At 60.0% G+C, this 26,596-nt stretch carries 20 protein-coding genes and 4 tRNA genes; 8 read left to right on the forward strand and 16 right to left on the reverse strand.

Annotated elements, in window-relative coordinates:
• Positions 1-239: 239 nt before the first annotated feature.
• The 6 genes from Q0931_RS09695 to Q0931_RS09720 form a co-directional block, all read right to left on the reverse strand.
• Positions 240-1,007, reverse strand: a complete 768-nt coding sequence (locus tag Q0931_RS09695) for a PFL_4669 family integrating conjugative element protein (protein WP_299259690.1) — start codon at positions 1,005-1,007, stop codon at positions 240-242.
• 98 nt (positions 1,008-1,105) lie between these two features.
• On the reverse strand, positions 1,106-2,350 hold the full coding sequence (locus Q0931_RS09700; protein ID WP_299259692.1) for an STY4528 family pathogenicity island replication protein: 1,245 nt from the start codon (positions 2,348-2,350) through the stop codon (positions 1,106-1,108).
• Positions 2,350-2,961, reverse strand: coding sequence for a DUF2857 domain-containing protein (locus tag Q0931_RS09705; protein WP_299259694.1), 612 nt, complete (start codon positions 2,959-2,961; stop codon positions 2,350-2,352). Before Q0931_RS09705 ends, Q0931_RS09700 begins: the two co-directional genes overlap by 1 nt.
• Entirely contained in the window at positions 2,961-5,000 is a 2,040-nt protein-coding gene (locus tag Q0931_RS09710; protein ID WP_299259696.1) for a ParB family protein, read from the reverse strand. Before Q0931_RS09710 ends, Q0931_RS09705 begins: the two co-directional genes overlap by 1 nt.
• On the reverse strand, positions 4,997-5,503 hold the full coding sequence (locus tag Q0931_RS09715; RefSeq protein ID WP_149436401.1) for a hypothetical protein: 507 nt from the start codon (positions 5,501-5,503) through the stop codon (positions 4,997-4,999). Before Q0931_RS09715 ends, Q0931_RS09710 begins: the two co-directional genes overlap by 4 nt.
• On the reverse strand, positions 5,496-6,185 hold the full coding sequence (locus Q0931_RS09720) for a DUF2786 domain-containing protein (RefSeq protein WP_149436400.1): 690 nt from the start codon (positions 6,183-6,185) through the stop codon (positions 5,496-5,498). Before Q0931_RS09720 ends, Q0931_RS09715 begins: the two co-directional genes overlap by 8 nt.
• Before the next feature lie 107 nt (positions 6,186-6,292).
• On the opposite strand from Q0931_RS09720, the gene Q0931_RS09725 reads away from it, so the two are divergent.
• Positions 6,293-6,592, forward strand: coding sequence for a hypothetical protein (locus Q0931_RS09725; protein WP_149436399.1), 300 nt, complete (start codon positions 6,293-6,295; stop codon positions 6,590-6,592).
• A 237-nt stretch (positions 6,593-6,829) separates the two neighbouring features.
• Here Q0931_RS09725 and Q0931_RS09730 read toward each other — a convergent pair whose 3' ends face one another.
• From Q0931_RS09730 to Q0931_RS09765, 8 genes are all read right to left on the reverse strand, one after another.
• Positions 6,830-7,060 (reverse strand): type II toxin-antitoxin system HicA family toxin, encoded by a 231-nt coding sequence (locus tag Q0931_RS09730; protein ID WP_149436398.1) that lies wholly within the window; start codon positions 7,058-7,060, stop codon positions 6,830-6,832.
• A complete protein-coding gene (locus Q0931_RS09735) occupies positions 7,053-7,256 on the reverse strand; it encodes a hypothetical protein (RefSeq protein ID WP_299259700.1) in 204 nt (67 codons plus the stop codon). Before Q0931_RS09735 ends, Q0931_RS09730 begins: the two co-directional genes overlap by 8 nt.
• Positions 7,253-8,662, reverse strand: a complete 1,410-nt coding sequence (dnaB, locus tag Q0931_RS09740; protein ID WP_149436397.1) for a replicative DNA helicase — start codon at positions 8,660-8,662, stop codon at positions 7,253-7,255. The genes Q0931_RS09735 and dnaB overlap by 4 nt, the downstream gene beginning before the upstream one ends.
• A complete protein-coding gene (locus Q0931_RS09745) occupies positions 8,652-9,542 on the reverse strand; it encodes a ParA family protein (protein WP_149436396.1) in 891 nt (296 codons plus the stop codon). The genes dnaB and Q0931_RS09745 overlap by 11 nt, the downstream gene beginning before the upstream one ends.
• Positions 9,543-9,622: 80 nt before the next feature.
• A tRNA-Asn gene (locus Q0931_RS09750) sits at positions 9,623-9,698 on the reverse strand.
• 34 nt (positions 9,699-9,732) lie between these two features.
• Positions 9,733-9,808 (reverse strand) — tRNA-Asn (locus Q0931_RS09755).
• Between the two features lie 21 nt (positions 9,809-9,829).
• Positions 9,830-9,905 (reverse strand) — tRNA-Asn (locus tag Q0931_RS09760).
• A 112-nt stretch (positions 9,906-10,017) separates the two neighbouring features.
• A tRNA-Met gene (locus tag Q0931_RS09765) sits at positions 10,018-10,094 on the reverse strand.
• Positions 10,095-10,377: 283 nt separating this feature from the next.
• Here Q0931_RS09765 and betI point away from each other — a divergent pair.
• The 3 genes from betI (at position 10,378) to betA (ending at position 14,290) form a co-directional block, all read left to right on the forward strand.
• On the forward strand, positions 10,378-10,974 hold the full coding sequence (gene betI, locus Q0931_RS09770; RefSeq protein ID WP_299259703.1) for a transcriptional regulator BetI: 597 nt from the start codon (positions 10,378-10,380) through the stop codon (positions 10,972-10,974).
• Between the two features lie 51 nt (positions 10,975-11,025).
• Positions 11,026-12,495: a betaine-aldehyde dehydrogenase gene (betB, locus tag Q0931_RS09775; protein ID WP_299259705.1), complete on the forward strand. Its 1,470-nt coding sequence runs from the start codon at positions 11,026-11,028 to the stop codon at positions 12,493-12,495.
• 91 nt (positions 12,496-12,586) lie between these two features.
• Positions 12,587-14,290, forward strand: coding sequence for a choline dehydrogenase (betA, locus tag Q0931_RS09780; RefSeq protein ID WP_299259707.1), 1,704 nt, complete (start codon positions 12,587-12,589; stop codon positions 14,288-14,290).
• 67 nt (positions 14,291-14,357) lie between these two features.
• On the opposite strand, the gene edd is transcribed toward betA, so the two are convergent.
• Positions 14,358-16,229, reverse strand: coding sequence for a phosphogluconate dehydratase (edd, locus tag Q0931_RS09785; RefSeq protein WP_299259709.1), 1,872 nt, complete (start codon positions 16,227-16,229; stop codon positions 14,358-14,360).
• Between the two features lie 327 nt (positions 16,230-16,556).
• Here edd and Q0931_RS09790 point away from each other — a divergent pair, with 327 nt between their 5' ends.
• The 4 genes from Q0931_RS09790 to Q0931_RS09805 all read left to right on the forward strand — a co-directional run bounded on the left by Q0931_RS09790 (position 16,557) and on the right by Q0931_RS09805 (position 25,665).
• Positions 16,557-17,825, forward strand: coding sequence for an efflux RND transporter periplasmic adaptor subunit (locus Q0931_RS09790; RefSeq protein ID WP_299259711.1), 1,269 nt, complete (start codon positions 16,557-16,559; stop codon positions 17,823-17,825).
• The gene (locus tag Q0931_RS09795; RefSeq protein ID WP_299259713.1) at positions 17,822-20,959 is read left to right on the forward strand and encodes a multidrug efflux RND transporter permease subunit; all 3,138 of its coding nucleotides are present in this window, start codon (positions 17,822-17,824) and stop codon (positions 20,957-20,959) included. Before Q0931_RS09790 ends, Q0931_RS09795 begins: the two co-directional genes overlap by 4 nt.
• On the forward strand, positions 20,956-24,018 hold the full coding sequence (locus Q0931_RS09800) for an efflux RND transporter permease subunit (protein WP_299259715.1): 3,063 nt from the start codon (positions 20,956-20,958) through the stop codon (positions 24,016-24,018). The genes Q0931_RS09795 and Q0931_RS09800 overlap by 4 nt, the downstream gene beginning before the upstream one ends.
• 219 nt (positions 24,019-24,237) lie before the next feature.
• Complete coding sequence (locus Q0931_RS09805; protein WP_299259717.1) at positions 24,238-25,665, forward strand: hypothetical protein; 1,428 nt, start codon at positions 24,238-24,240, stop codon at positions 25,663-25,665.
• A 57-nt stretch (positions 25,666-25,722) separates the two neighbouring features.
• Here the strand turns inward: Q0931_RS09805 and Q0931_RS09810 are convergent, their stop codons facing one another.
• Positions 25,723-26,295 (reverse strand): hypothetical protein, encoded by a 573-nt coding sequence (locus Q0931_RS09810; RefSeq protein WP_299259719.1) that lies wholly within the window; start codon positions 26,293-26,295, stop codon positions 25,723-25,725.
• Positions 26,296-26,596 lie beyond the last annotated feature (301 nt).

Consider the following 26,596-nt stretch of genomic DNA (forward strand, 5'->3'; position numbering starts at 1 on the left):
GGCCTGTCTCTACCTGGAGTGTTGCCAGTGGCAACACCCTGGCCTGTCTCTACCTGGAGTGTTGCCAGTGGCAACACCCGCCTGTCTCTACCTGGAGTGTTGCCAGTGGCAACACCCGCTTGTCTCTACCTGGAGTGTTGCCAGTGGCAACACCCGCCTGTCTCTACCTGGAGTGTTGCCAGTGGCAACACCCTGGCCTGTCTCTACCTGGAGTGATGGCAGTGCCATCACCTGCAGCATTAGTCCTCCGAGGCACCGGACTGGGGCAGCAACTGGTCGTCGTCCAGGTCCGCGCCTTCGAGCTTGTGTGCCTGATCGCTGCCGGACGATGAGGCCTCCTCACGCCGGATCGTCGGCGCAAACTCGCTGCGGCGCGTCCCTTCCAGAATGTCCTGCGGCAGCTCACCGTATTTCTCGAGAGCGTCCCGCGCCTTGGCGTTGTTGGCCGCGAAGTCATCCCGCGTTGCCCCGCTGAACCCGGGGAACTTGACGGGGGCGTAGCAGAGCGAGCGCAAGGCATGACCGCCCTGATCACGGATCATCGCGCCGCGCTGCTTATTGCCCAGCAAGCCAATGTGATGCGCCAGCAGGACATCGCGCACGATGCTGTCGTACTGCATCAGCAACATGACGGCCTGCCAGCCCATCTGCCCGCCGGTAAACACGGGCGTCACGAACGGTTGCTGGCTGACGTTGCGGCTGACATCGAGTCCTTCCGGGATCTGCTTCAGCACACTGCTGACTCGAGTTTCCAGCTGCTGCAGCGCCTGTCGGGTCTCGTCGACCTTCTCCTCGAGCATGAGCAGCCAACTATCGGCATAGGGATCGTCTCGGCCCGCTGCCTGATGAACACGACCAGCAAGCGACAGGAACTGCTTGAGGCCGACTACCTGCGGTTTGCCGCTCTCGACGCCGCGCCCATGCCAGGCAAGCACTGCCGGATAGGTATGCAGGGTCATCTCGATCTTGCTGCGTAGCTGCCCTACACGGGGCTCAGTGCTGGCCATAATCACTCCTGAGTCGTCGATGCACTGGATGGGATGCCAGCATCAGGGGTCGATGAGCATTGCCCTACCGGAAATGTTAAACGCGATCTCACGGGTTTCTAGCGCCGCAGTCCGAGGCGCTTGAACATCTCCCCTCGCGCCTGTTCGGTTGCCGCCGACATCGGCTGCGGTTCCAGCTCGGCCGGCTTGGGCGGCGACATCGCCACCACCGGCGCGGTAACGACCTGGTTCTGTTCGTCACTCGTCTCGGCCTGGCCTCGCCGCTTGTTGGCGACGCTGCGCCCGAAGTGGGTCAGCTGGAAATTGTCCGAGGCGGCACGCTTGGCCAGGGTGTGTAGGAAGCCCAGGGTGTTCTTGACCTTGCCGGCATCGACCCGCCCGGCGGCTTCGTCGATCACCGCCTGCTGCGTCTCGGTCGACAACCCCGTCAGCAGGAACGCGACCGATTCCCGCTCGTCGGCAGTCAGCTCGAGTGGCCAGCTCCAGACCAGCGAAGTGTCGCCCGGCTCGCGCGCGGTGGTTTTACACACACTGTTTGTATAACTACGTACTGTAGGGCGAGTTGCATCGGAAACTGCGTCGTAAGTGTCTGATTCACGCATGAGTTTCCGCTGGAAACTGGGGGAATTCGCTTCCGGAAACTGTCCGAGTTTCCGCTGGAAACTGGGTGCATTTGGCTGAGTTTCCGCCGGAAACTGGGTATCTGGTGACTGAGTTTCCGCTGGAAACTCTGCGCGCTTCTGCCGCTCCGCACGCTGGTCGATGACATCGAGTCGGGTCGGCAGTTCGAGCACACCGCCCTCGGCCAACTCGTCGCGGACGAGTTGCGCCACCTCGGCGACATCACGGTTGTGGTGTCGAGTGCAACGGATGACGTACTCGATGTACTCGGCATCCAGTGACAGCGACTCGGCGGGTGCCAGCGGCTCGTCGTGCAGCACGTAGACGTTACCGATCATGCGTCCGTTACCGGTGTTCCGCGCTTTCATACCCAACGTCATCCAGCGGGTCAGCCTGAGGATCGCGATGACACGCGCCACGGTCTTGCGTGACGCCTTGCGGTTCGCACCGGAACGCAGCAACGGCTCCAGTTCGTCATAGGTTGGGAAAGCGGTGGTGCGGTCAGCATTCGAGAGCAGTCGGATCATCTGCCACCCAAGCACGTCGACCGCGCCCAGGCGTTGATCGAGTAGCAGGGCTCGGGGAACGGTTTCATGGGGATTGCCCATGAACAGCAGACCGTCGAGCGCATCCTCCTGACCGCTTGACGCCGAGGCGGCCTCGCCTCGGCGTTGAGTCATGGATGACGCGGCGCGCCCGATGAGCGCGTCAAAATGTTTCATCACGCTACCCCTTCACGCACCACGCCCTCGTCCTCGGCAAGCAGGCTTTGTTGTCGCGCCTGCTCCGGCTGGGTCCACTGCTTGATCAGGGTCCAGATCACCGCCAACGGCAGCGCGACCTCTTCAGCCAGGACCAGCATGCCGCGAATGTCTTCCACGGCACCGGGACCGGACGGATCGTCAGAAATGGTCTGCCAGCGGTGGTACGCCTCGTGCTCTATCTTCTCCTCCGGCATGGGCAGGCGTCCCTGCCGGCTCGGCACGCCCAGCAGCGTGCGACGCGCCGAGCAGTCGTTCGGGGTCAGACCGAAGAAGGTGCTCAGCATGTGCACGCTGGCCCCGTGTCGAATGCAGTGATCGACGAGCCCATCGCGATCCTGGTCGCGATCGACGCGGCGCAGCGCCGCTTTGAAGGTGTCGTGATCCAGCTCGAACCGGGCCACGCCCGGAAACTCGTGGATCAGGGACTCGATCTCGCTGGCCCGCAGCCGACTGAGACTCTGCAGCTCATCGTCGCGGAAGCCCAGCGCGCGAGCGCGACGCATGTCGCCCTCACGAATCAGGATCAGCGCCTGGTTGAACAGCGCATGGTTGAGTTGCGGTGTCGCCATCACGAATCCCCCTCTGCATTGAGCACGTCACGCAGCACCCGGATCAGCCGGGTCAGCCAGAACACACGAACGAAGAGACCGTCGGGCAGACGCACCTCGGTGTCGTCACCATGACTGCCCACCAGTTCTCCCAATAGCGAGATGTCGCTCGGCATCACCGGATCGATGTTGCCCTCGAGACCGGCGAGCAGTTGCCAGACGAGCTGAGCACGACGGCTGGGTGCGCCCTCAAGGGGACCGAGTTCGTAACCGATACCGTCGCGCGCATTGAGGCGAATGACCTCGCTGGATCCGCTGGCCTCAACGCCGGCCCAGCTGGCCAGCACCTGGACCACTTCACCAATCTGCATGCGTAGATCCTGAGCGTTGCGACGCCAGGTCGGCACATGCCAGAGATCCGTGATCGGGGCGACACGGCCACCGTCCTGCAGCGGTACGCTTTTGAGTGCCGCTGCCTCGAAGTCGATGGCCTCCTCGCCGTGTTCCTTCGCCTGCCAATGACGCAGCTGGCGATGGCCCTCCGTCTCGTGGTGTGGAGAGAGGGTCAGATCGGCGGCGATGGTCGCCTGCTCTTCGGCAGAGCGGGTCGGCTGAAGTGTGTGCTCCTGCAGCAGACCATCGGTGTCCAGTAGCCCGCCGGCGTTGTCGTTCCAGTCGTCATCGAAGCTGCCGCCCTGTGGGGCCACCGGTGTTCGCTGGGTCTGAGCCTCGAGTTCGGCGTTGCGCTGCTCGAGCTGCTCGAGCTGGGCGCGCATCTGTTTCATGGCGACCGACTCGCCTACCCCGCCCGCATCCGGCACACCGCGCGCCGGCGACGGTTCCGGCGCGGGATCGAGGTCGCTCTGGCCATCGCCGAAGGTCAGATCATTGGGGTCGAGTTCATCGTCATCGCCGGTGGGTTCGCTACCGCTACGAGAGGTTTTGGCGGTCGATGGCAGAGAGGAAGGAGCCGACGACTTGCCGGACGACGAGCCACCCGGAGAAGTATCCGGTTTTGGCGGATAAAGGTGGCGCTCCTGGGGATGACGCAGGCGCTCCAGTTCACTATCGACAGTGGTCCAGATATCCGCGCGCTCCTCGTCCGTTGCCGCCCGGGCATACTTGCGTACGGTGAACCAGTTCTTCCACGCCATGTCGATGGGGTTGAAGTGCAGACCGGTGTGCTCGTTGAGCATGCCCTTCAAGCGATCTTCGACGATGTTCCAGCGGAATTCGGTCTGCCCCTCGTGATCGAGCTGGGCCATCTCCTCATGCCAGGCCAGCGCGAAATCGCCGTCGACGACGTTGTTGGCCCAGTGTTCCCCCTCGCCCAAGTCATCGGCGTGCTCGATCCAGTAGTCGGCACAGCGGGTCCAGCACTCGTCACAGAACTGGCGATAGGAGATCAGCTTCTCGATCTGGGGACGGCCCATTCCCGCATCCAGTGATAAAGGTAGCGTGGGGAGAAAGTGCTCGATGGTGTAGAGCATCCGACTTACGTGGCCATGATTGATGGTGTAACCCAGCACGCGAAGCCGCTTGGTCAACTCGCGCTGGGAGATGGTCTCGCCGGCGTCCTCCTCGATCATGCGTTTGGCCTCGAAGATCCCGCGTGCCCGCTCGATCCAGCTCAGTTGCCCCCGGTTGTCGTTCTCGGCCAGGTGGCCGGCAAGCACGTTGATCTCGCCCTGCCACGGGATGAAATGGCAGTCCTGGTGATAGAAGGACTGATCGCCCGTCTCCTGATACAGCTCATTGAGAATGGTCAGGCGGGTATTGCCCCCATCGGAGATCATGTAGCGGTCATCGCCGGGACGCTGCGTGACGGTCAACTTCTGCTTGAGTCCGACTGCCTTGATCGACGCCTTGATCTCATCGAACTTGGGGTTGTGATGGGTTCTGGGGTTGCGATCGTAGGGACGCAGCTGATCCAGCGTGAGCGACATCGCCTGTTCGCGGGTCGGTGCCGGCAGCCGATCGGTGGGCTGGCTCCTGAGCGTCGGCCCCGGCTGGTTCAGCTTGGCCGTGATCTGATCGGGGGTAACGGATGGTTTACTCATGAGGTCCACTCCGGCTGCCGCGAGGCGCAGCCATCAGAATCGAAAAAATGGTTCAACTGCTGGTTGAGACGACCGATGCTCTGGGTCAACCCGTGCAGGCTCAGGTCGCTGCGCGTCTGCGGCGGATGCTGCTGGCACAGCGCCTGCAGGCCACGACGCAGATCGAGCAGGTTGTCATTGACGATCACCAGCAGCTCGAAATCGCTGAGGTCGAAATACTGGAGCTGTGCCCAGCGCAGGCTGTGGTGGGGCTCCATCTCAAGCCGACTGGCCCTGTCGCAGGCCATGTGGAAGACCAGCCAGGTATCGGCGAGCAGCGAGCGCAGCGCATCGTTGCGCTTGTTGTGCGCCCGGGGATGCGCCGCGAACCAGGACTCCAGTGTCTCGACCCAGCCGGCAAAGGGATCGAGCAGTCCCAGGGCCAGACATTCCCGGCCCAGCAGATAGCGTTCCATGCCCCGGTCGGTCGCAGCGCGTGTCGGAAACGTGACGATCTCAGCCATGGGACAGCTCCTTGTGTTGGTCGCGATCGACGCCGCCATGCAGGCGCGCGTTACGACCAGCGGCGTACCCACGGGCCATTGCACGCTGATCGTCACGGCGTTGACCGCGGTCGATGGCCTCCATCGCCTCGAGCTGTGGATAGAAGCGCTGCTGGAAGTGCGCGATTGCCGCGACTGACGCCTCCGTTTTCTGCACCGGGACGATGTGCTCATACGCTCCGGCGACCCATGCCAGCGCATAGGCGTCTGCCCGACGGATCTTGGTGACGCGCTTCGCGCGCTTGTGCATGCCGTTCAGGAATGACTTGCGATCGCTGATCAGCTGACGCTGCAGCACCTCGAAGGCATACGCCGCGATGCGCACCTGGCTCGCCTCGCCGAGGAAGGCGAAGTACCCCTGCCAGCTCTCGAACGTGGGACGCGGTTCGTAGACCGTGGCGGTACCGAAGGCGGCATTGACCAGGCTGGCCAGATGATCGAGCCAGCGCGGCGGCTTGCGCCCGGTTGGCGACTTGACGGCCACACGGTCGATGGTCGATGCCGCGACATCGATCTCACTGACGCCGTACTCGTCCATCAGATGCTGCGCCTGACGCAGGGCCGTTCCGGCCTCGTGCTCGTTGGCAGAGCATGACAGCGCCAGACAGCGCTCGATCTTGCGAAGGATGCGATCGGGAGTCATTGGACACCTCCCGCCGCACCGTTGGGAAAAGGTGCCGGGCGCATCCCGTGGTAGGTTGAAAACGCTCCCCAAGAGCACATCTCAACACTGGCCACAGGAGGCCCGACATGACGGAAAAAGCGGAATTTGTCTATCGAGTGAATTACGAGATGGAGACCTCGCACGGTCAAAGTGAACCACTGAGAATCCTGAAACGAACAGATCACTTGCTTTACAAGCTCGCAGAACCACCCGTCATTCCTCGACAAGGCGAATACGTCGCCTTCAAGGACGATCTGTTGTCGACTGATATCGAATGGCTGAAAGTGAAGAACGTGTTTCATGGCATCACTCCTGGTCCACTCGGGGATCTACAACATCACTGGGTGACCGTCCTGCTAACTGCTGACGAATCCATTCCGGAGTGATACCAAGAAATGCCAGGACCTCTCTGACATCACCGTTGAGAACGATCATCTGATCGACGCTTAACGCACATCGACCGCGCATACCCGGAAACGCATGGTGTGCGCGGTACCAATGCCGCGTGCAGCTGGGCAGGCTGTAGATAGGCTCATCCGAGGTGCTCATCGGCAGCATCAAGTCAGCCAGCAGGCCTCTCGCTCGAGGGCTCAAGTCATTGATGGCTGGGTTGGAGTTATCCTTCATACCTCACCCTCCTCATGTCGCTGAACCCTACGTAGGCGTGCCAGCACGTTCTTCTCGGCTCGCGCGTCGCTGGGTGAAAAGCCGGTGAAGACGGGCGGGCAGCCCGGCTTGACGAAACGAACGTGACCGCCACGTGTGCGCTCAACGTTCCAGCCATGAGTCACGGCGTAACGCACTACACGCTTCAAGGCGCGGGTCGAGCAGCGGATCGGGAGTGCGTCAGGCATGGGGCACCTCCCCGATGAATTGATCGGTGTGATCAAGCTGCTGACGAAACAGATCCAGTTGGCCTTCAAGCGACCGGATCAGTCGCTCTCGTTCACCTCGAAGCAGTCGACATTCGCGGTTGAGCCGCGCAAGTTCGTCGCGTTTTTCAGCGAGGCGAGTTTCGAGATGCAGTAGTTCCTGGGCTGCACTGTTCATGAGCGCGCCTCCTGTACCTGTTTCCACGCCAAAGACTCGAACCGGGTGCTCGAGCCCACGAACGTCAGATGCACCGTGCCGGTGGGACCGTTGCGCTGCTTGCCGATGATCAGCTCGGCCAGTCCCTTGTTGTCGGGGTTATCAGTGTTGTAGACCTCATCGCGGTAGACGAACCCGATGACGTCGGCGTCCTGCTCGATCGCGCCGGAGTCGCGCAGATCGGCCATACAGGGGCGCTTGTTGGGTCGATTTTCTAGCGTGCGATTAAGCTGAGAGAGCGCCACCACCGGGCAGTTGAGATCCTTGGCGGTGGCTTTGAGAATCCGCGAGATCGCGGAGATCTCGTTGTTGCGGTTCTCGCAGCCCGGCTCCTCGAGCAGCTGCAGGTAGTCGATGAGGATGAGGGCCGGCTTGCCATGGCGGCGCATCAGCCGACGGGCACGAGACTTGAGTGAGGTTGCGGAAAGCCCGCTGGAGTCGTCCACGAACAGGCGCTCTTCGAACCCGAGTATGCGATTCGTGGCGGAGGTCAGCTTCTCCCAGCCTCCATCGTCGAGCTGCCCTGAGCGCAGCTTGCTCAGATCCAGCCGCCCCATGCTTGCCATCAGGCGCAGCATCAGCTGCTCCTCCGGCATCTCGAGCGAGAAGACGAAGATCGGTGCCGTGGCCAACTCGGTACGGCCCGCCGTGGCAACCAATGCATTCTCGACGAGGTTCATCCCCAACGTCGTCTTGCCCATCGACGGGCGGCCGGCGAGGACGATCAGATCGGAGTCCTGCCAGCCGCAGGTCAGCGCATCGAGATCCTGGTAGCCGGTCGGCGTGCCAGTAATGCCGTCCTTGGCGTTGAAGGCGCGATCAATGGTATCGATCGCCGCCGTCAGTGCCGGACGTATGCCGGTTTCCTTGCCCTGCCGATTTTCGGCCAGCTCGAACAGTTGACGCTCGGTGGCTTCGATCAACGCCTGACTGAGCTGCTGCCCATCCAGCGCCCGCTGACTGAGATCGCGCCCCATGTTGGCCAGTTGCCGGCGACGCTGATGCTCGCGAACGATGCCGGCATAGGCGACCACATTGGTAGCCGACGGTGTGTGACGGGCCAGCTCGGCCAGGTAGGACAAGCCGCCGCAGGTCTCGAGATTCCCATCGCGCTCCAGAACTTCGGAGAGCGTCACCACATCCAGCGGCTTTTCGTCATGGGATAGCGCTTCCATCGCCTTGAAGATCAGCCGGTGCGGGTACTGATAAAACGCGCCGGCATCGACGATTACGCAGATGTCATCCCACTTGGTGTTATCGAGCATCAACGCACCCAGCGTGGACTGCTCGGCCTCGATGCTATGCGGTGGCAGAAGCCCCATGGCCTCGGCTTCGGCGGATGCCGGGGATGCGGCTTCAATGGACATGACCCACCCCCGATTTTTCGGTGCCGGTTTTACCGCTCGGTGCATTGGTGCCCACCGCGCGAATGGCATCGGCCCACTCGGGATAGAGATCGATGGCCACGGCTTTGAGCTGGTCGGCACAGGCCGGTGCCTTACGGCTGTATGGCTTGCGCGGCTCGACCCGGTGAACGGGCAAGCCCTGCAACGCTGCCGAACGATAGGCGGAGAGATTGACCAGCGGCGTCTCGAGCACGCTAATGCCGTGATCTTCGACCTCGGCATACATGGTGCGAATACTGTCGGCAATGTCGCGGGCATCGCGCAGCTGGTCGGTCATCTTGTTGAGCAGGATGGAGACCGGCGGCACCTCGAAACGGGTATAACGTGCCAGCTCGCGCAGCTCATTGAGCATGCCCTGGGTGCCACGCACGAATTCGCGCGCGGTGAGCAGTTCGGGAACGATGGGAGAGATCAGCCGATCGGCGGCCATGACGGCCATCTCGAGAATCACCGAGCGCGCGCCCTGGGTATCGATCAGGATGGCGTCATAGCGATCGGCGAAGCGATCGAGCAGGTCGATCAGCCGGAAGCGACCATTCGGGGCATTGAGCAATAACTGCTGCAACTGATTCCGATAGTCGTTGGAGACGATGATGTCGAGATTGGGGATAGCGGTGTGCGAGATGATCTGGTCGAGGTCGACCAGTTCTGTCGCGAGCAGCTCGTACACCCCACCAGGGGCAGGCTGGGACAGCTCATAGTAGGAAGAGAGGGTTGGCTGGGAGTCGAGGTCTATGAGCAGGACCCGTAGACCGGCGTCTGCCAGGAGACCGCCCAGATTGGCCGTCGTGGTGGTTTTCCCGACGCCGCCCTTGGAGCAAACCGTTGCTGAAACACGCATAACTGCACCTCATCCGTCAGTGATTGGAATGAGTGCAGAGGCGGTATTACATACCAGGATGTTTTGTCTAAGCGTTCGGCTGGCTCCCTGAGCAGGACTCGAACCTGCGACCCAGCGATTAACAGTCGCTTGCTCTACCAACTGAGCTATCAGGGATCGATATGAATGCTTCCCGACACGATGATAGCGATGGCTCCCCGAACAGGACTCGAACCTGTGACCCAATGATTAACAGTCATTTGCTCTACCAACTGAGCTATCAGGGAACAACGAAGTATCAGATTTTTTGGCTCCCCGAACAGGACTCGAACCTGTGACCCAATGATTAACAGTCATTTGCTCTACCAACTGAGCTATCGGGGAATGTCTTCCGAATACGCGGCGTAGTATACGTATTTCAGAAAAAACGTCAAGGGCCTGATAAAGACCCCGGCGTTATTCGCGACGATCATACGACACGAATATTGCCTGTCGCTGGTGGCTACGCCCTGATTCGAACAGGGGACCCCATCATTATGAGTGATGTGCTCTAACCAGCTGAGCTACGTAGCCATGCGACCGTGCGCATTGTACAGAAGCACCACCGATATGCCAATCCCTCATGTACTCCCTTCACCCATGACCGCTCGCCCGCCACTGCCCTCACCTCTTTCACCAGGAGTCTCATTAAATGAGAACACTCACACTCGAAACCACACAGGTTTATTGTTTGTCTGTCATAAAACCTGTGCGCCAGAAGCGCCAAACACATCACCCATTTTTATTGATTGATCGTTCAATAAAAAATGACTACCCTGAATAACCTCACAGGTGTTCACAACAGGAGAAGCGGCCAGTGCCCAAGGTAGGTATGGAGCCCATTCGTCGGCAACAACTCATTGATGCCACCATGGCCACAATCGATGAAGCAGGCCTGGCCGACAGCACCATCATTCAGATCTCGCGTCGTGCGGGGGTCTCTGCCGGCATTATCAGTCACTATTTTGGCGGGAAGGACGGGCTTCTGGAAGCCACCATGCGTCATATTCTCGCAGACCTCGGCGCCTCGGTTGCCCGAAGACGTCAGGCATTGAGTAGCGATGACGCGAGAGCGCATCTTTATGCGATTGTGGAAGGCAACTTTGATCGCAGCCAGGTCAGTCAGGCGGTGATGAAGACATGGCTGGCCTTCTGGACCACCAGTATGCACAAACCGGATCTGCAGCGACTGCAAAGGGTCAATGACCGTCGCCTCTATTCCAATATTACCTATCAGTTCCGAAAACATCTGAACCCTGAACAGGCCCGCACGGCCGCGCGTGGGCTGGCAGCTCTGATCGATGGCCTGTGGCTGCGCGGTGCGCTGTCGCCCGAGAAATTCGATATTTCAAACGCCATATGGCTTGCCTGTCGCTATGTTGATGAACAGCTTGATGGCAACGATACCGCCTGACGCCATATGACCTTTTGGCACTTTAAACCCATATTTATTCGGGAGAACCTCATGGCCGTTTTCGATACCCAGCAGCTTTATATTGATGGCAAACGCGTTGATGCGACCTCTGGTGAAACCTTTCAGTCCATCAACCCCTATAATGGCGACGTACTGGCCGAGATTCAGCAGGCTTCACAGGCCGATGTCGACCGGGCCGTTGAATCGGCGCGCCGCGGCCAGAAGATTTGGGCTGCGATGACTGGCGTGGAACGCTCGCGCATCCTCAACCGCGCCGTAGCTCTACTGCGTGAAAGAAATGACGAGATCGCTCGCATTGAATCGATGGACACCGGCAAGCCTCTGAGCGAAACCACCGCGGTGGACATTGTCACCGGTGCCGATCAGCTCGAGTATTACGCAGGCCTTGCCGCTGCCGTTGAGGGTGAGCAGATCCCCATTCGCGCCGATTCATTCGCCTATACACGCCGTGAGCCGCTTGGCGTATGTGCCGGCATCGGTGCCTGGAACTATCCGATCCAGATCGCCTGCTGGAAATCGGCACCGGCACTGGCCACCGGCAACGCCATGATATTAAAGCCCAGCGAAGTCACCCCAATGACCACGCTGATGCTGGCTGAAATTTTCACCGAGGCCGGCCTGCCCGATGGCGTCTTCAACGTGGTGCAGGGCGATGGACGGGTCGGCGCGATGCTGACCGAGCACCTCGGCATCGACAAGATCTCCTTTACCGGTGAGGTGGGTACCGGCAAGAAGGTCATGTCGTCTTCAGCCTCTTCTTCACTCAAGGAAGTCACCATGGAGCTGGGCGGCAAGTCTCCCCTGCTCGTCTTTGCCGATGCTGATCTCGATCGCGCTGCCGATGGCGCCATGATGGCCAACTTCTACTCCACCGGTCAGGTCTGCACCAACGGCACCCGCGTGTTTGTCGAGCGCTCGGTCAAAAAAGCGTTTGAAGCCAAACTGCTTGAGCGCGTCGAGCGGGTGAAGGCCGGCGACCCCATGGACGCGGCCACCAATTTTGGTCCACTGGTCAGCTTCGAGCACATGGAAAAGGTCTGCGAATACCTGGAAGCCGGCAAGCAGGATGGCGCCAGCCTACTGGTGGGAGGCTCACGCATGACCGACGGTGAATTTGGCAAGGGCGCCTTCGTGGCTCCCACCATTTTCACTGACTGCAGCGATGACATGCGCATTGTGAAGGAAGAGATCTTCGGCCCCATCATGTCGATTCTGGCCTTTGATGATGAAGAAGAGGTCATCCGTCGCGCCAATGACACAGAGTACGGCCTGGCCGCCGGCCTGTTCACTGATGGACTCAACCGCGCACATCGCGTCGTGCACCAGCTTGAAGCCGGCATCTGCTGGGTCAATACCTGGGGCGACAGCCCGGCACAGATGCCGGTAGGCGGTTACAAGCAATCCGGCGTGGGGCGCGAAAACGGTCTGCTGACGCTTGCACACTACACGAAGGTCAAGTCGGTCCAGATCGAAATGGGCCCTTTTGAGTCGGCGTTCTAAACACGGCGATGTCCCGTTTTAACAAGACGCAGGCACACGCGACATGCCTGCCTTTTTCGATTACCTGATCAAGGCACGCCAGGAGGGCTCTATGGCTCACACTCGTGAATATGACTACATCATCATCGGTGCCGGTTCAGCCGGCAATGTGCTCGCTGCGCGTCTGACCGAAGACGATGATGTCACCGTTTTGCTGCTGGAAGCCGGTGGCCCGGACTACCGACTGGACTTTCGTACCCAGATGCCGGCAGCACTGGCCTATCCGTTACAGGGCAAGCAGTACAACTGGGCCTTTGAGACCGATCCTGAACCCTTCATGAACCATCGGCGCATGGAGTGCGGGCGCGGCAAGGGCCTGGGGGGGTCATCACTGATCAACGGCATGTGCTATATCCGCGGTAATGCCATGGACCTGGAAGGCTGGGCCGAGCAGCCCGGTCTCGATGACTGGGCCTACGCCAACTGCCTGCCCTACTACAAAAAAGCCGAGACTCGCGACATCGGTGGCAACGACTACCACGGTGATCACGGCCCGGTACATGTGGCCACGCCCAAACCGACTACCAATCCGCTCAACCGCGCCTTTATCGAGGCCGGCAAGCAGGCAGGCTACGGTGAGACCGACGACCTCAACGGTCACAAGCAGGAAGGTTTCGGGCCGATGGATCGCACCACCACGCCCAATGGCCGTCGCTCATCGACGGCCCGCGGCTATCTGGATATTGCTCGTCATCGCAGCAACCTGACCATCGAAACCCGAGCGATGACCGATCGCATTTTGTTCGAGGGCAAAAAGGCCACAGGCGTTGCCTATTCGCGCAAGGGCCAGGACGAGCAGGTGCATGCCCGTCGGGAAGTGCTGCTGTGTGCAGGCGCCATCGCCTCGCCGGCCATCCTGCAGCGCTCAGGCGTCGGCGATCCCGAATGGCTTGAAGAGATGAGCATCGATGTGGTGCACGCGCTGCCGGGGGTGGGCAAAAATCTGCAGGACCACCTGGAAATGTACATTCAGTACGAGTGCAAGCAGCCCATTACGCTTTATTCGGCGCTGAAGTGGTACAACCAGCCTAAAATCGGTGCAGAGTGGCTGTTTCAGGGCAAGGGTATCGGGGCCAGCAACCAGTTCGAGGCCGGTGGTTTCATTCGTACCGACGAAGGCGAATCGTGGCCCAACCTGCAGTATCACTTCCTGCCGTGCGCGATCAGTTACAACGGCAAGAGTGCCGTCCAGGCGCATGGCTTTCAGGCCCACGTAGGCTCCATGCGCTCCAAAAGCCGTGGCCGGATCAAAATCAAATCGCGCAATCCCTCGGAGGCGCCCAGCATCCTCTTTAATTACATGAGCGAGGAGCGCGACTGGCAGGAATTCCGGGATGCCATCCGCGTGACGCGACGCATCATTGAACAACCGGCCATGGACCCTTACCGCGGTCGTGAAATTGCGCCCGGGCCGGAGGTTCAGAGCGATGAGCAGCTCGATGAATTCGTGCGCAACCATGCTGAAACCGCCTACCACCCCTGCGGCAGCTGTCGGATGGGGGAAGGCCCGGATGCCGTGGTCGACGGTCAGGGGCGGGTGCATGGCATGGAAGGTCTGCGGGTGATCGATGCCTCTCTCATGCCCGTCATCGTGACCGGTAACCTGAACGCCACCACCATCATGATGGCGGAGAAACTGGCCGATGTTGTCCGTGGCCGTGCACCGCTGCGCCCTCTGACCGAAGTGCCCTTCTACACGGCGCAGAAGGCCAATCAGAACGATCGTGAGGCCGAGACCGCGAAAGCGCACCAATAGCGCCAGGGAAATCTGCCAACAAAAACACCGGGCCATGGCCCGGTGTCTGTCGTTCATGATGACCGGCTCACACCAGGGTGTTCTGCCTGTCAGCGGGCGAAACAGGCGCAACTTCAGCCGCCTCGAAGCCACCAAAGGTACTGGCGCCCTCCTCGGCGCTGCCGACCAGCTGGCGCATGCCGGCAAACATCTCTCGCCCCAGGCCATGATGATACTGCTCGAGATCGGCGCACGCGCACGGCCGCGCGGCAAACTCATCGGTATCGACAAGCACTTCAAGACGACCGCTGATCGAATCGAGCCGAACCATGTCGCCGTCACGCAGGCGTGCCAGCGGCCCGCCATCGAGTGCCTCGGGGGTCATGTGGATCGCAGCCGGTACCTTGCCGGAGGCACCCGACATTCGGCCATCGGTGACCAGCGCCACGCGAAAGCCACGATCCAGTAATGATCCGAGATAGGGCGTGAGTTTGTGAAGCTCCGGCATGCCATTGGCACGCGGGCCCTGAAACCGCACCACGGCAATAAAGTCATGCTCGAGCTCGCCGTTGTTGAAGGCGGTTTTGAGCGCATCCTGATCGGCAAACACCCTGACCGGCGCCTCGATGACGCGAAACTCCGGCTTGACCGCCGAGACCTTGATCACGCCGCGCCCGAGGTTGCCATCCAGCACCGCCAGCCCACCGGTGGCCGAAAAGGGATGCTCGACATCGGTCAGCACGTCCGGATCGAGACTTTGTGCCGGACCTTCGCGCCAGACCAGCTGCTCGCCCTCCAGAAAGGGCTCCTGCGTGTAGCTTTCCGCCAGCGTTTTACCTGTCACGGTCGCAATATCACCATGGAGAAGCCCGCCCTTGAGCAGCTCCCGGATCAATACACTCATGCCGCCGGCGGCGTGGAAGTGGTTCACATCCGCCTGACCGCTCGGATAGATGTGCATCAGGCTGGGTACCACGGCGGACAGCTCGGCAAAGTCATCCCAGTTCAGGGTAATGCCGGCCGCACCGGCCATGGCGATCAGGTGCAGGGTATGGTTGGTGGAGCCGCCTGAAGCCAGAAGCCCCACCAGTGCATTGACGATGGCGCGCGCATCGATCTGCTGCCAGAAGGGAAGGTAACCACCGCCCGGTTCGGAGTTCTTGATCGCGCGCTCGGTCGCATGTGCCGTCAGGGCATCACGCAGCGGCGTATTCGGGTTAACAAAGGAGGACCCCGGCAGATGCAGCCCCATGATCTCCATCATCAGCTGATTGGAGTTGGCGGTGCCGTAAAAGGTGCAGGTGCCGGGCGCATGATAGGAGGCCGACTCCGACTCCAGCAGTTCGGCGCGCCCTACCCTGCCTTCGGCAAACTTCTGGCGAATGCGGGCCTTTTCCTTGTTGGGCAGGCCGCTGGGCATGGGGCCGGCGGGAACAAAGACGGCCGGTAGATGCCCAAAGCGGGCAGCAGCGATGAAAAGACCGGGAATGATCTTGTCGCAAACGCCCAAAAAGAGGGCCGCATCGAACATGTTGTGGGAAAGTCCGATGGCAGCAGCACGAGCGATGTTGTCGCGCGAAAAGAGTGACAGCTCCATGCCGGGCTGGCCCTGGGTGACCCCATCACACATGGCTGGCACACCACCGGCGACCTGCGCCGTTGATCCCATCCGGCGGGCGGCCTGGCGAATGAGGTCGGGAAATTGCTCAAAGGGTTGATGAGCCGAAAGCATGTCGTTATAGGACGTTACAATGCCCAGATTGGCGCTATTGGTCAGTTTGAGCTGCTGCTTGTCGGAGACACTGCAGGCGGCAAAGCCATGGGCCAGATTACCGCAGTCGAGCGCACCACGATGAACACCACGGCGATGCTGTGCCTGCATGCGAGCTTCATACAGGGCGCGACGCGGGGCAGATCGTTCAATGATGCGCTGGGTTACGCGGGTCAGGGTGGTGTGCATGAAAACCTCACCTGTCACGGTCTTGATGGGAAGTGGATCAGTCTATCCGAATTATCTCATCCTTGTAGTTAAACTACCTTTTGCGTCTGCCACAATTCCCGAGCCGTGAAACGACCCCATCCCAATGATGAGGTAAACTGACCGCCTGTAGGCCAAATAATGTCATTCCATGGACCGAGCACATGAATAAGGGCCATGACCTCATGTGATGTCCCTGGTTTTTCCTCAATCATCGTCAATAAAAACGTTAACCTGACACTCTCTGCCGACAGGTGCCTGCCCGGCGCCCGTCGTGGAAAACAACAGCCTGACAACGGAAGTGGACGCATGCCTCACCCCTCAACGCGCCGTGTTTTCGCCAAGCGTGTGCTTTTCTGGACCCTGTTGCTTTTGATCGGTCTGGTCGCCCTGTGGTGGTTTTTTCTGCGCGACAGCTCTGAAAGTAATGACAAGAACGGACCAGACGCGTCCATGCCACGGGCAGCCGTGGCGGCTGTCACCGCGCAACAGGGAGACTTCCCGGTCACTCTGAGCGCGCTGGGCACCGTGCGTTCGCTTTCAAGCATCGAAGTTCGACCCCGCGTCGAGGGCGAGCTGGTCTCGGTCGATTTCAGGGAAGGTCAGCGCGTTGAAAGGGGTCAGGTGCTGGCGCATATCGATGATCGTATCTATCAGGCCCAGCTGGCCCAGGCCAATGCCGAGCTGACCCAGAACCAGGCGCAGCTCGCCACGGCACGAGAAGACTTAAAACGTTACGAAAATCTAAGCCGCGCCAATAATGTCTCGCGTCAGGATCTGGAGACTCAGCGCCAGCTGGTCCGGCAGTATCAGGGGGCCGTGGAAGGCTCACGCGCCAGCGTCCAGGACGCACAGGTTCAGCTGGACTACACCACCGTACGGGCCCCGGCCGGCGGCATCATTGGTCTGCGCAACGTAGACCCGGGCAATATCGTTTCGACCGGCGACGACAACCCTATCGCCACCCTGACCTCACTTGACCCCATTTCAGTCGTTTTCTCCCTGCCCGGTCAGTATCTCTCCCGGATCCGCAGCAGCATGCAGCAGGGCCCCATGACGGTCAGTATCATGGACGACAGTGCGACCGACACGATAGCCAAAGGTGAGCTGACCAGCATCGATAGCGCCATTAACACCGACACCGGCACAGCACGACTGCGTGCGCGGTTGGATAACGACGACGAGCAGCTTTTCCCCAACGCCTTTGTCAACGTGGAACTTACCCTGGCCACACTGGAAAACGTGGTGATTGTCCCCGAAACCGCCATTCAGAACAGTGAGTCAGGCAACCATGTCTATGTGGTGGACGACAGCGACACCGTGCACCAGCGCAGCGTGAGCGTGGGGGCCAGTGACGATCTGCATGCCGTGATCGACTCGGGGATTGAGGTCGGCGAGCGCGTGGTGGTAGATGGTGTGGATCGCCTGCGCGATGGCGCCAGCGTCAATGTGGTCAGCAACAACCTGCCGGGCGAGAGCGATACCCGTCACGACACGCCACCGGCGGGTGAGTCCACCAACGAAGGTCAGTTAAAGGCCACTGACGCACCCACGGACGAGGGTGATCGCTCGTCATGAACCCGTCGCGTCTTTTCATTGTTCGACCGGTGGCGACATCGCTGATCATGCTGGCCATCCTGCTGTCCGGCGTCATGGCTTATCGACTTTTGCCGGTGGCCTCCCTGCCGGAGGTGGATTACCCCACCATTCAGGTCACGACGCTCTACCCGGGGGCCAGCCCCGAGATCATGCTGTCCAATGTCACCTCACCGCTGGAGGATCAGCTCGGGCAGATATCAGGACTCGAGGACATGCGCTCCACCAGTACCGGTGGCGCGTCGCTGGTGACCTTGCGCTTTGGCCTTGACAGCGATCTGGGCGTGGCCGAACAGGACGTGCAGGCCGCCATCAATCAGGCCAGCAATCTGCTGCCCGATGACCTGCCCATGCCGCCAAGCTACAGCAAGGTCAACCCGGCGGATGCGCCGGTCATGACCCTGGCGGTGCGCTCGGACAATCTGCCGCTGACACGTGTCTATGATCTGGTGGATACCCGCCTGGTGCAGCGACTGTCACAGATCAGTGGTGTCGGTCTGGTATCACTGTCGGGCGGCCATGAACCCGCCATTCGCATTGACGGTGACGCCCGTCAAATGGCGGCACATGGTCTGGACATGGAGGCCGTGCGCAACGCCATTGCCGCGGCCAACGTCAATCAGCCCAAGGGCACGCTGTATGGCCCCTACCGGGCGCTGACGATCGATGCCAACGATCAGCTCACCTCTGCTGACCAGTACCGCGACCTGATCGTCAAATATGACAACGACATGCCGCTGCGCCTGCGCGATATCGCAAGCGTCCACGAGGGCTCGGAAAATGCCTGGCTGACCGCCTGGGCCAATCGCGATCCGGCGTTGATCATCAGCGTCCAGCGCCAGCCCGGCGCCAATGTCACCAGCGTGGTTGATGATATCCGCCGCCAGCTGCCCGAACTGCAGGCGAGCCTGCCAGACAGCGTGGATATTTCGGTGCTCAGCGACCGTACCCAGACCATTCGTGCTTCGGTCGAGGATACCCAGTTCGAGCTCGTACTGGCCGTGGGACTGGTCATCCTCATCACCTTTTTGTTTTTGCGCAACATCCCGGCCACCATCATCCCGAGCCTGGCCGTACCCATGTCGCTGATCGGCACCTTTGGTGTCATGCACCTAGCAGGATTCAGCCTCAACAATCTCACCCTGATGGCGCTGACAATTGCCACCGGCTTTGTCATCGATGATGCCATCGTGGTGCTGGAAAACATCATTCGCTACCTGGAAAAGGGCGAAAAACCCATTGATGCGGCGCTCAAGGGCGCCAAACAGATCTTTTTCACCATCATCTCGTTGACCGTATCGCTGGTGGCAGTGCTGATCCCGCTGCTGTTCATGCAGGATGTGGTCGGTCGCCTGTTCCGAGAGTTTGCCGTTACGCTGGCCGTCGCCATCGTGATCTCGGCGTTCATTTCCCTGACGCTGACCCCCATGCTGTGCGCGAAAATGCTCAAGGCGCGCGCACCAAAAGATGGCGCCCACCAGGTAGATGAGGCTCAGACACACGCCGAAAGCTACGCGGGGCTTTTCGGCCGACTGCTGCGTCTTTACGACCGCGGGCTTAAATGGGTGCTGCGCCATCAGCGTCTGACGCTGGCTGTGGCCGTCATCACCTTTGGCGTCACCGCGCTTTTATATCTGGCCATCCCCAAGGGGCTTTTCCCGCAGCAGGACACCGGCGCCATTCGCGGCATCAGCGAAGCCGATCAGTCCATCTCCTTTGAGGCGATGGCCGAGCATCAAAAGGCGCTGGCAGACATTATCCTCAAGGATCCGGCAGTGGAGAGCTTCTCCTCGACCATCGGTGTCAACGAGGACAACAGCACACTCAACACCGGACGCTTTCAGATCAATCTCAAGCCACTGGCCGACCGGGACGGTGCTCAGGCGGTTATCGAGCGGCTCAACGAGAAGAGTCGGTCCGTGGCCGGCATGCGACTTTACCTGCAGCCGCTGCAGGATTTGACACTGGATGACAACGTCAGCCGCTATCAGTACCAGATGTCGGTGACCAACAACGATGCAGACCTCCTGTCTCACGACGTGGATGCCCTGCTCCAGCGGGCCCGTCAGTCGCCGGCCATTTCCGGTATGGCCTCGGACCTGCAGGAGCGCGGCCTTCAGCTCTATCTGGACATTGATCGCGACCGGGCCAGCCGGCTGGGCATCAGCGTCAGTGATATCGACGCCACGCTCTACAATGCCTTTGGCCAGCGCCTGATCTCGACCATTTTTACCCAGTCCAACCAGTACCGGGTAGTGATGAACGTCGCCGACGGCCAGCAGCGCGGCCCCTCGGCGCTGGACCGTCTCTATCTCGAGGCCGACAGCGGTGACATGGTGCCATTGACGTCACTGGTCAGCGTCGAACAGCGCTATACCAGCCTTTCACTGTCGCGACAAAACCGCATTGCCGCCGCCAACGTCTCCTTTGACGTGGCGCCCGGCTACTCACTGTCAGAAGCCTTTGATGCCATTGATGAGGCCAGCCAGCAGGCGGACCTCGACCGGGATACGCAGCTGGCCTATCAGGGCGCCGCACTCGGGTTTGCCGGTTCCACGGCCAATACGCTGCTGCTGATTCTGGCCGCCGTGGTGGTGATGTATATCGTGCTGGGCGTGCTTTATGAGAGCTATATCCATCCACTGACCATTCTCTCCACCCTGCCCTCCGCGGCCATCGGGGCATTGCTGGCGCTGATGATCACCGGGAACGATCTGGGCATGGTGGGCATCATCGGCATCATTTTGCTGATCGGGATCGTCAAGAAAAACGCCATCATGATGATCGACTTTGCCCTCGACGGTCAGCGCCGTCAGGGGCTTGCCCCGCATGAGGCCATCTATCGGGCGGCACTGCTGCGCTTTCGTCCCATCATGATGACCACCTTTGCTGCGCTCTTTGGCGCCATTCCGCTGATGCTCTCCAGCGGCTTCGGCTCGGAGCTGCGTCAGCCGCTGGGCCTGGCCATGGTGGGCGGACTGCTGGTCAGTCAGCTGCTGACACTGTTTACCACCCCGGTCATCTATCTGTTCTTTGATCGTCTGGCCAGCAGGTGGCCCCCTCGCGATGACAACAATACTGCCATCGACGACACCACCGATGGGCATGCCTCATGAGTCTGTCCTCACCCTTTATTCAGCGACCGATCGCCACCTCGCTTTTGACGATGGCGATCATTCTGGGCGGGCTGCTCTCCTACATGCGCCTGCCGGTGGCCCCGTTGCCGGCGGTGTCATTTCCGACCGTACTGGTCACGGCCAGTCTCTCCGGGGCCAACCCGGAGACCATGGCGTCAACGGTGGCCACGCCGCTGGAGCGTTCGCTGGGCCAGATTGCCGGGATCACCCAGATGACCTCGTCAAGCTCGGAGGGCTCCACCAGTGTCGTCATCCAGTTCGAACTGGAAAAGGACATCAACGAAGCTGCCCGTGAGGTTCAAGCGGCCATCAACCGGGCCGAGGCGCTGCTGCCCAGCGCCATGACCAGCTCTCCCAGACTTCGAAAACTCAATCCGGCCGACTCACCGATCATGCTGCTGTCGCTGACCAGCGCCGAGATCGACAAGGGCACACTTTATAATCTGGCCGATCAGGACATTGCCCCGCGCATTGCACAAGTGGAAGGTGTCTCCCGCGTCAGCGTCGGCGGCAGCTCCTCGCCGGCAGTCCGGATCACGCTTAACCCGCGCAAGCTCGAAAATGCCGGTATCAGCCTTGATCAGATTCGCGACGCCATCAATGCCGCCAACAGCAACCAGCCCACCGGATTCACCGAAGATGATCGGTATCGCTGGAGTATTCATACCGATTCACAAATGTTCGAGCCACAGGGCTATCGCGACCTGATCATCCAGCGTGATGGCGATCACATCATGCGTCTGGGCGATGTGGCCAACGTGGAAAAAAGCGTCGAGGACATCTACAACGTCGGTTTTTACAACCGCCAGCCCGCAGTGGTGATCGTGGTCAGCCCGGCCAGCGACGCCAATGTGATCGAGACCATCAATCGCATCAAGGAGCGCCTGCCCGGTATCCATGCAGCCCTCCCCGCCAGTGCCGACCTGCATACGGTGCTGGATCGCTCACCCGGCATCAGCGCCTCGCTGCATGAAACCCAGATCACCCTGATTCTGGCCGTGATTCTGGTGGTCATGGTGGTGTTCATCTTTTTGCGCAACCCGCGGGCCACGCTGATCCCGAGCGCCGTCATCCCGGTATCGCTTTTGGGCACCTTCATGGTGATGTATCTGCTGGGCTATTCGCTCAACACGCTGTCACTGATGGCGCTGATCATTGCCATCGGCTTTGTGGTCGATGATGCCATTGTGGTGGTGGAAAACATTGCCAGACACATTGAAGCCGGCATGGATGTGCGCCAGGCCGCTCTGCTGGGTGCTCGCGAAGTGGGCTTTACGGTGCTGTCAATGAGTGTCTCGCTGGTCGCCGTGTTCGTGCCACTGCTGTTTCTTGGCGGGTTTATCGGTCGACTGTTTCACGAGTTTGCCGTGACGCTGGCCACCGCCGTCATGGTCTCACTGCTGGTGTCACTGACCCTGACCCCGATGTTGTGCTCAAGATGGCTGAAAATGGCCGCCCACCATCGTGCTCCCGGTCGCCTGCAGCGAGGCATCGAGCATTGCGGGCGGGGCATTCTGACAGGCTATGAGCGCACACTGGATGTCGCGCTGCGCCATCGGCGCCTGACGCTTTTGTCGCTGGTGGCGGTGATTGTGCTCAACGGCTTTTTGTACGTGCACATCGACAAGGGGTTCGTGCCCGATCAGGACACGGGCCGGCTGATCGGCGCGGTACGTGGCGATCAAAGCATCTCGTTTGATGCCATGTCGACCAAGCTGGACATGGCGCGGGATCGCCTGCTGGCCGATGACTCGGTCGCCAGCGTTCTGGGCTTTCTGGGTGGCAGCGGCCCGTCCGGTGGCGGCGTCAATTCCGCCACGATGTTTGTGACCTTAAAGGAGGAGCGTACGGGTGACACCAATGCCAACGGCAACCGGCTTTCCGGGCTGATGAGCGACATCCCCGGGGTGCAGGTATTCATGCGCGGCCTGCAGGATCTGCGCATGGGCGGGCGTTCATCCAGCAACAGCCAGTACGAGCTGACGCTTAAAAGCGATGATCTATCGCTGCTGCAGGAGTGGTCTCCGCGCGTGGCGCAGGCCATGCGTGGCATTTCGGAAATTACCGGCGTGGACAGCGACAGTCGCGATGGCGGCCAGGCCATCAAACTGGTGGTAGACCGCGATCTGGCCGCGAGACTGGGGCTGAGCATGCGCGACATCGATACCCTTCTGGGCAACGCCTTTGCCCAGGGACAGATTTCAAGCGTCTATGAAGGCACCAATCAGTATTACGTGGTGCTGGAAGTCGCCCAGCAGTGGCAGCGCTCGGCCAGAGCGCTGGAGATGATGCATATCGTCAACGATGACGGCAGCCCCATACCGCTGTCGGCCTTCAGCCACTACGAGCGCAGTACCAGCCCAATCAGTGTCAGCCATCAGGGCCAGTTTGCCGCCGCTACGGTGTCGTTCAATTTAAGCGAGGGCGTGTCACTGTCCCGCGCCACCGACATCATCAGTGACCGGCTGGATCGTCTGCACCTGCCCACGGATGTACAGGCCGATTTCGAGGGCAGCGCCGCCAGCTTTCAGAGCGGCGTCGAGGCCATGCCCTGGCTGATACTGGCGGCCCTGGTCACGGTCTATCTGGTGCTGGGTATCCTTTATGAGAGCTACATCCACCCGCTGACGATCCTGTCCACCCTGCCCTCGGGCGGTATCGGCGCGCTGCTGGCACTGATGTGGCTGGACAAGCCCTTCACCCTGATTGCCCTGATCGGCATTATCCTGCTGATCGGCGTGGTCAAGAAAAACGCCATCATGCTGGTCGACTTTGCCCTGAGCGCCGAGCGCGAGCGCGGTCTCTCTGCACAGGATGCCGTTCGTGAGGCGGCCCTGGTGCGCTTTCGCCCCATCATGATGACCACGCTGGCGGCCATTCTGGGCGCCCTGCCGCTGATGTTCGGCACCGATGAAAATGCCGCCCTGCGGGCCCCGCTGGGCATCTCCATTGTGGGCGGGCTGATCGTCAGCCAGATTTTGACGCTTTATACCACCCCCGTGGTCTATCTCTATCTGGATCGTTTGAGACGACGCTAACGACTCATTTTGTCGATCCCTTTTTTCTGATGACCCTGTGACAAGCATCGTCAGTGTTTCTGACGGTGTTTTTTTGTGCCTGCCAAGGGTTAACCACACTTAAACCATAAACAGCATTTATCAATTTGGTAGCAAATGGTAAGTTACAACGCGACAAAAATAGCCTACGACAATAACAATTCGCTACAAACCTCATAACAAGGATCTTCAGAACAGCTCATGACATCAGGAACCGATTCACGACGTCTGAAAGCACTGACGCTCTCTCTGAGCATTGCCACGGCCATGACCGCTACCGCCGCGCAGGCCGCCCCGGAAGACCAACAGACCATCGAGGCACTGCGCGCGCAGCTCCAGCAGATGCAGCAAAGACTTGATCGTCTGGAACAACAGCAGGCAGCCGGCACTTCCGGTGGCCAACAGGAAGTCGCCAATCAGGGCGGGGAAAAGAGCAATACGGCGACGACGCCTGACCCACAGCAGTCAGAACCACGTCCTCAGCAGAATCTGGCCCAGGAAAACAGCTCAGCCATCGAGCAGATGCAGCAAACAAAGTTCAGCGGCCAGCTTCAGTTTAATGGCAGCTTCAACGACTGGAGCGAGCAGAGCAAGGACACCACCGGTGATCTGGATTTCGGCAAGTTCGTCCTCGCGGTCAATGGCGAAGTGGACGATCTGGAATATGATATCGAATATCGCTTCTATGACGGCTACCAGTTCCTGAAGTCAGGCTGGCTCGGCTTCAATCCCAATGACGATGACACCATCCGGGTCGGTCTGGTCCAGACGCCCTTTGGCAACATGGATTACGGCTATCAGGGGTGGTATGGCACCCTGCCCTATCTCGCCGGTTTCAACGACAACCAGAACGCCGGGATCAAGTGGGACCATCATCAGGGCCCGTGGGATATTTCGCTGGCCTTTTTCAAAAGTGATAACCTGGGCAGCGGTAACGAACACTATGGCGCCAACGCTGTAGGTGGGACAGATGACGCTGTATATGACGATGATGGTGCGCTGACAAGTCGTGGCAATCAGGGCAACAGCGAGGAAAACCAGCTCGCGCTCCGTAGCGGCTACACCTTTAATCACGGCGAGGACTACTCGACCCAGCTCAACGTCTCGGCCAAGGGCGGTCAGCTGTATAACGAGCAGACCAATCGCAGCGGTGACAACTGGTCGGCGGCCATCGGCGTGGATGGGTCATACGGCAACTGGCGTACCATGTTTCAGGCCACGACCTATGAATATAACCCCAAGAATCCGTCGGAAGCGCAGTCCGGTATCTCCGATAACGCCATCCAGATCGGCGCCTTTGGTTTCAACTATCTGATCCCGAAACGCGGTCAAATGTACACGGCCAGCGCCAGCTACAGCATGGATGTCGACTGGGGCCCCGTTGAAAACCTGTTTTTCTTCAACGACTTCAGTTACATCGACCCGTCCGATGATTTTGCCTCCATCAACGGCGGCTTTGGCGATCAGGATGATCCCATGCTCAATGATCTGGGCGTGCTGGTCACTGCCGGCCCCTACTTTGCCTGGTTTGACATCATCACCAACAAAAACGGGCTGAACTACTTTGGCTCGCCGGTCAATGACAAGTGGCACACCAGCGTCCAGACCAATTTCGGCATCAATTTCTAAAGGCCGATGACCATAAAAAACCCCGGCACAGCCCGGGGTTTTTTATGATGGTATCGATCAAACCAATGTATGGAAATGCTCAAGACCTTCGGTAAAGCGTGTCTTGTAACGCTCAAAAAGTGCGGGATCGCGCTTGAAGGCACGCAGTACGGCATCTGCTTGAAAATCCACCACCTCCGGCGCCATTGATAATGAATCAACGCTGGAGCGCGCGTTGAAACCGGTGCGCAGCTCACTGTCGGTGTGGCGATACCAGCGTTCGAAACCAAAGGTGGTAAAAAAGGCTTCAAGCCCTGGGTCAGACGTTGTGACCCGCATTGCGGTGGATTCCCCAAGCCTTGCCACCAGCCGACGGCCATACCCTCTTCCCCGCTTTTTCTTGGGGGTGCCCAAAAGCCTGAGTGCCACCCCGCGCCCTTCCACTTCAAGCGTAAGGAGCGCTACGGAGCAAAGCCTTTTGCCGTCATCGAAAAGAGCCACGATACGGGCCGATTCCTGCTCCAGCAGTCGGCTCACACCGGCAAACTCCACCAGAGGCGCAAGCCCCGCTTCTCGTCCGAATACGCTGGCACAGAGCATGGCCAGACAGGCATCCCGATCCCGTGTGTCGGTGATATATGAAATCTTCAAAGCTGCGTCTGCCCGCCGTTCAAAAGGGCCATGATGCCACGCGCCTTTTGCTTCTGGCTAACCTCCTGTCGATATTGATGTTGGCGCATCCCTGCTGATACACCTTCATATATCCGACACATGCCCGCCACATGATGGCCATGCAGGCCTCTCGGTATATCGCCGCAGCAGAGGCTGCCATCTATAAGGACAGCGCGGAGCACAACATGGTCAAGGGTTTCAGCGTCATTCCGGCGGAGAAGGTTAACGAGGCTGAGGCCCCTTCGTCTGTTTGATGATGATGGACAACGCCTGTCGACCC

Origin of the sequence: uncultured Kushneria sp. (assembly GCF_947497025.1) — a bacterium.
In the GTDB taxonomy this organism is placed as follows: Bacteria; Pseudomonadota; Gammaproteobacteria; order Pseudomonadales; family Halomonadaceae; genus Kushneria.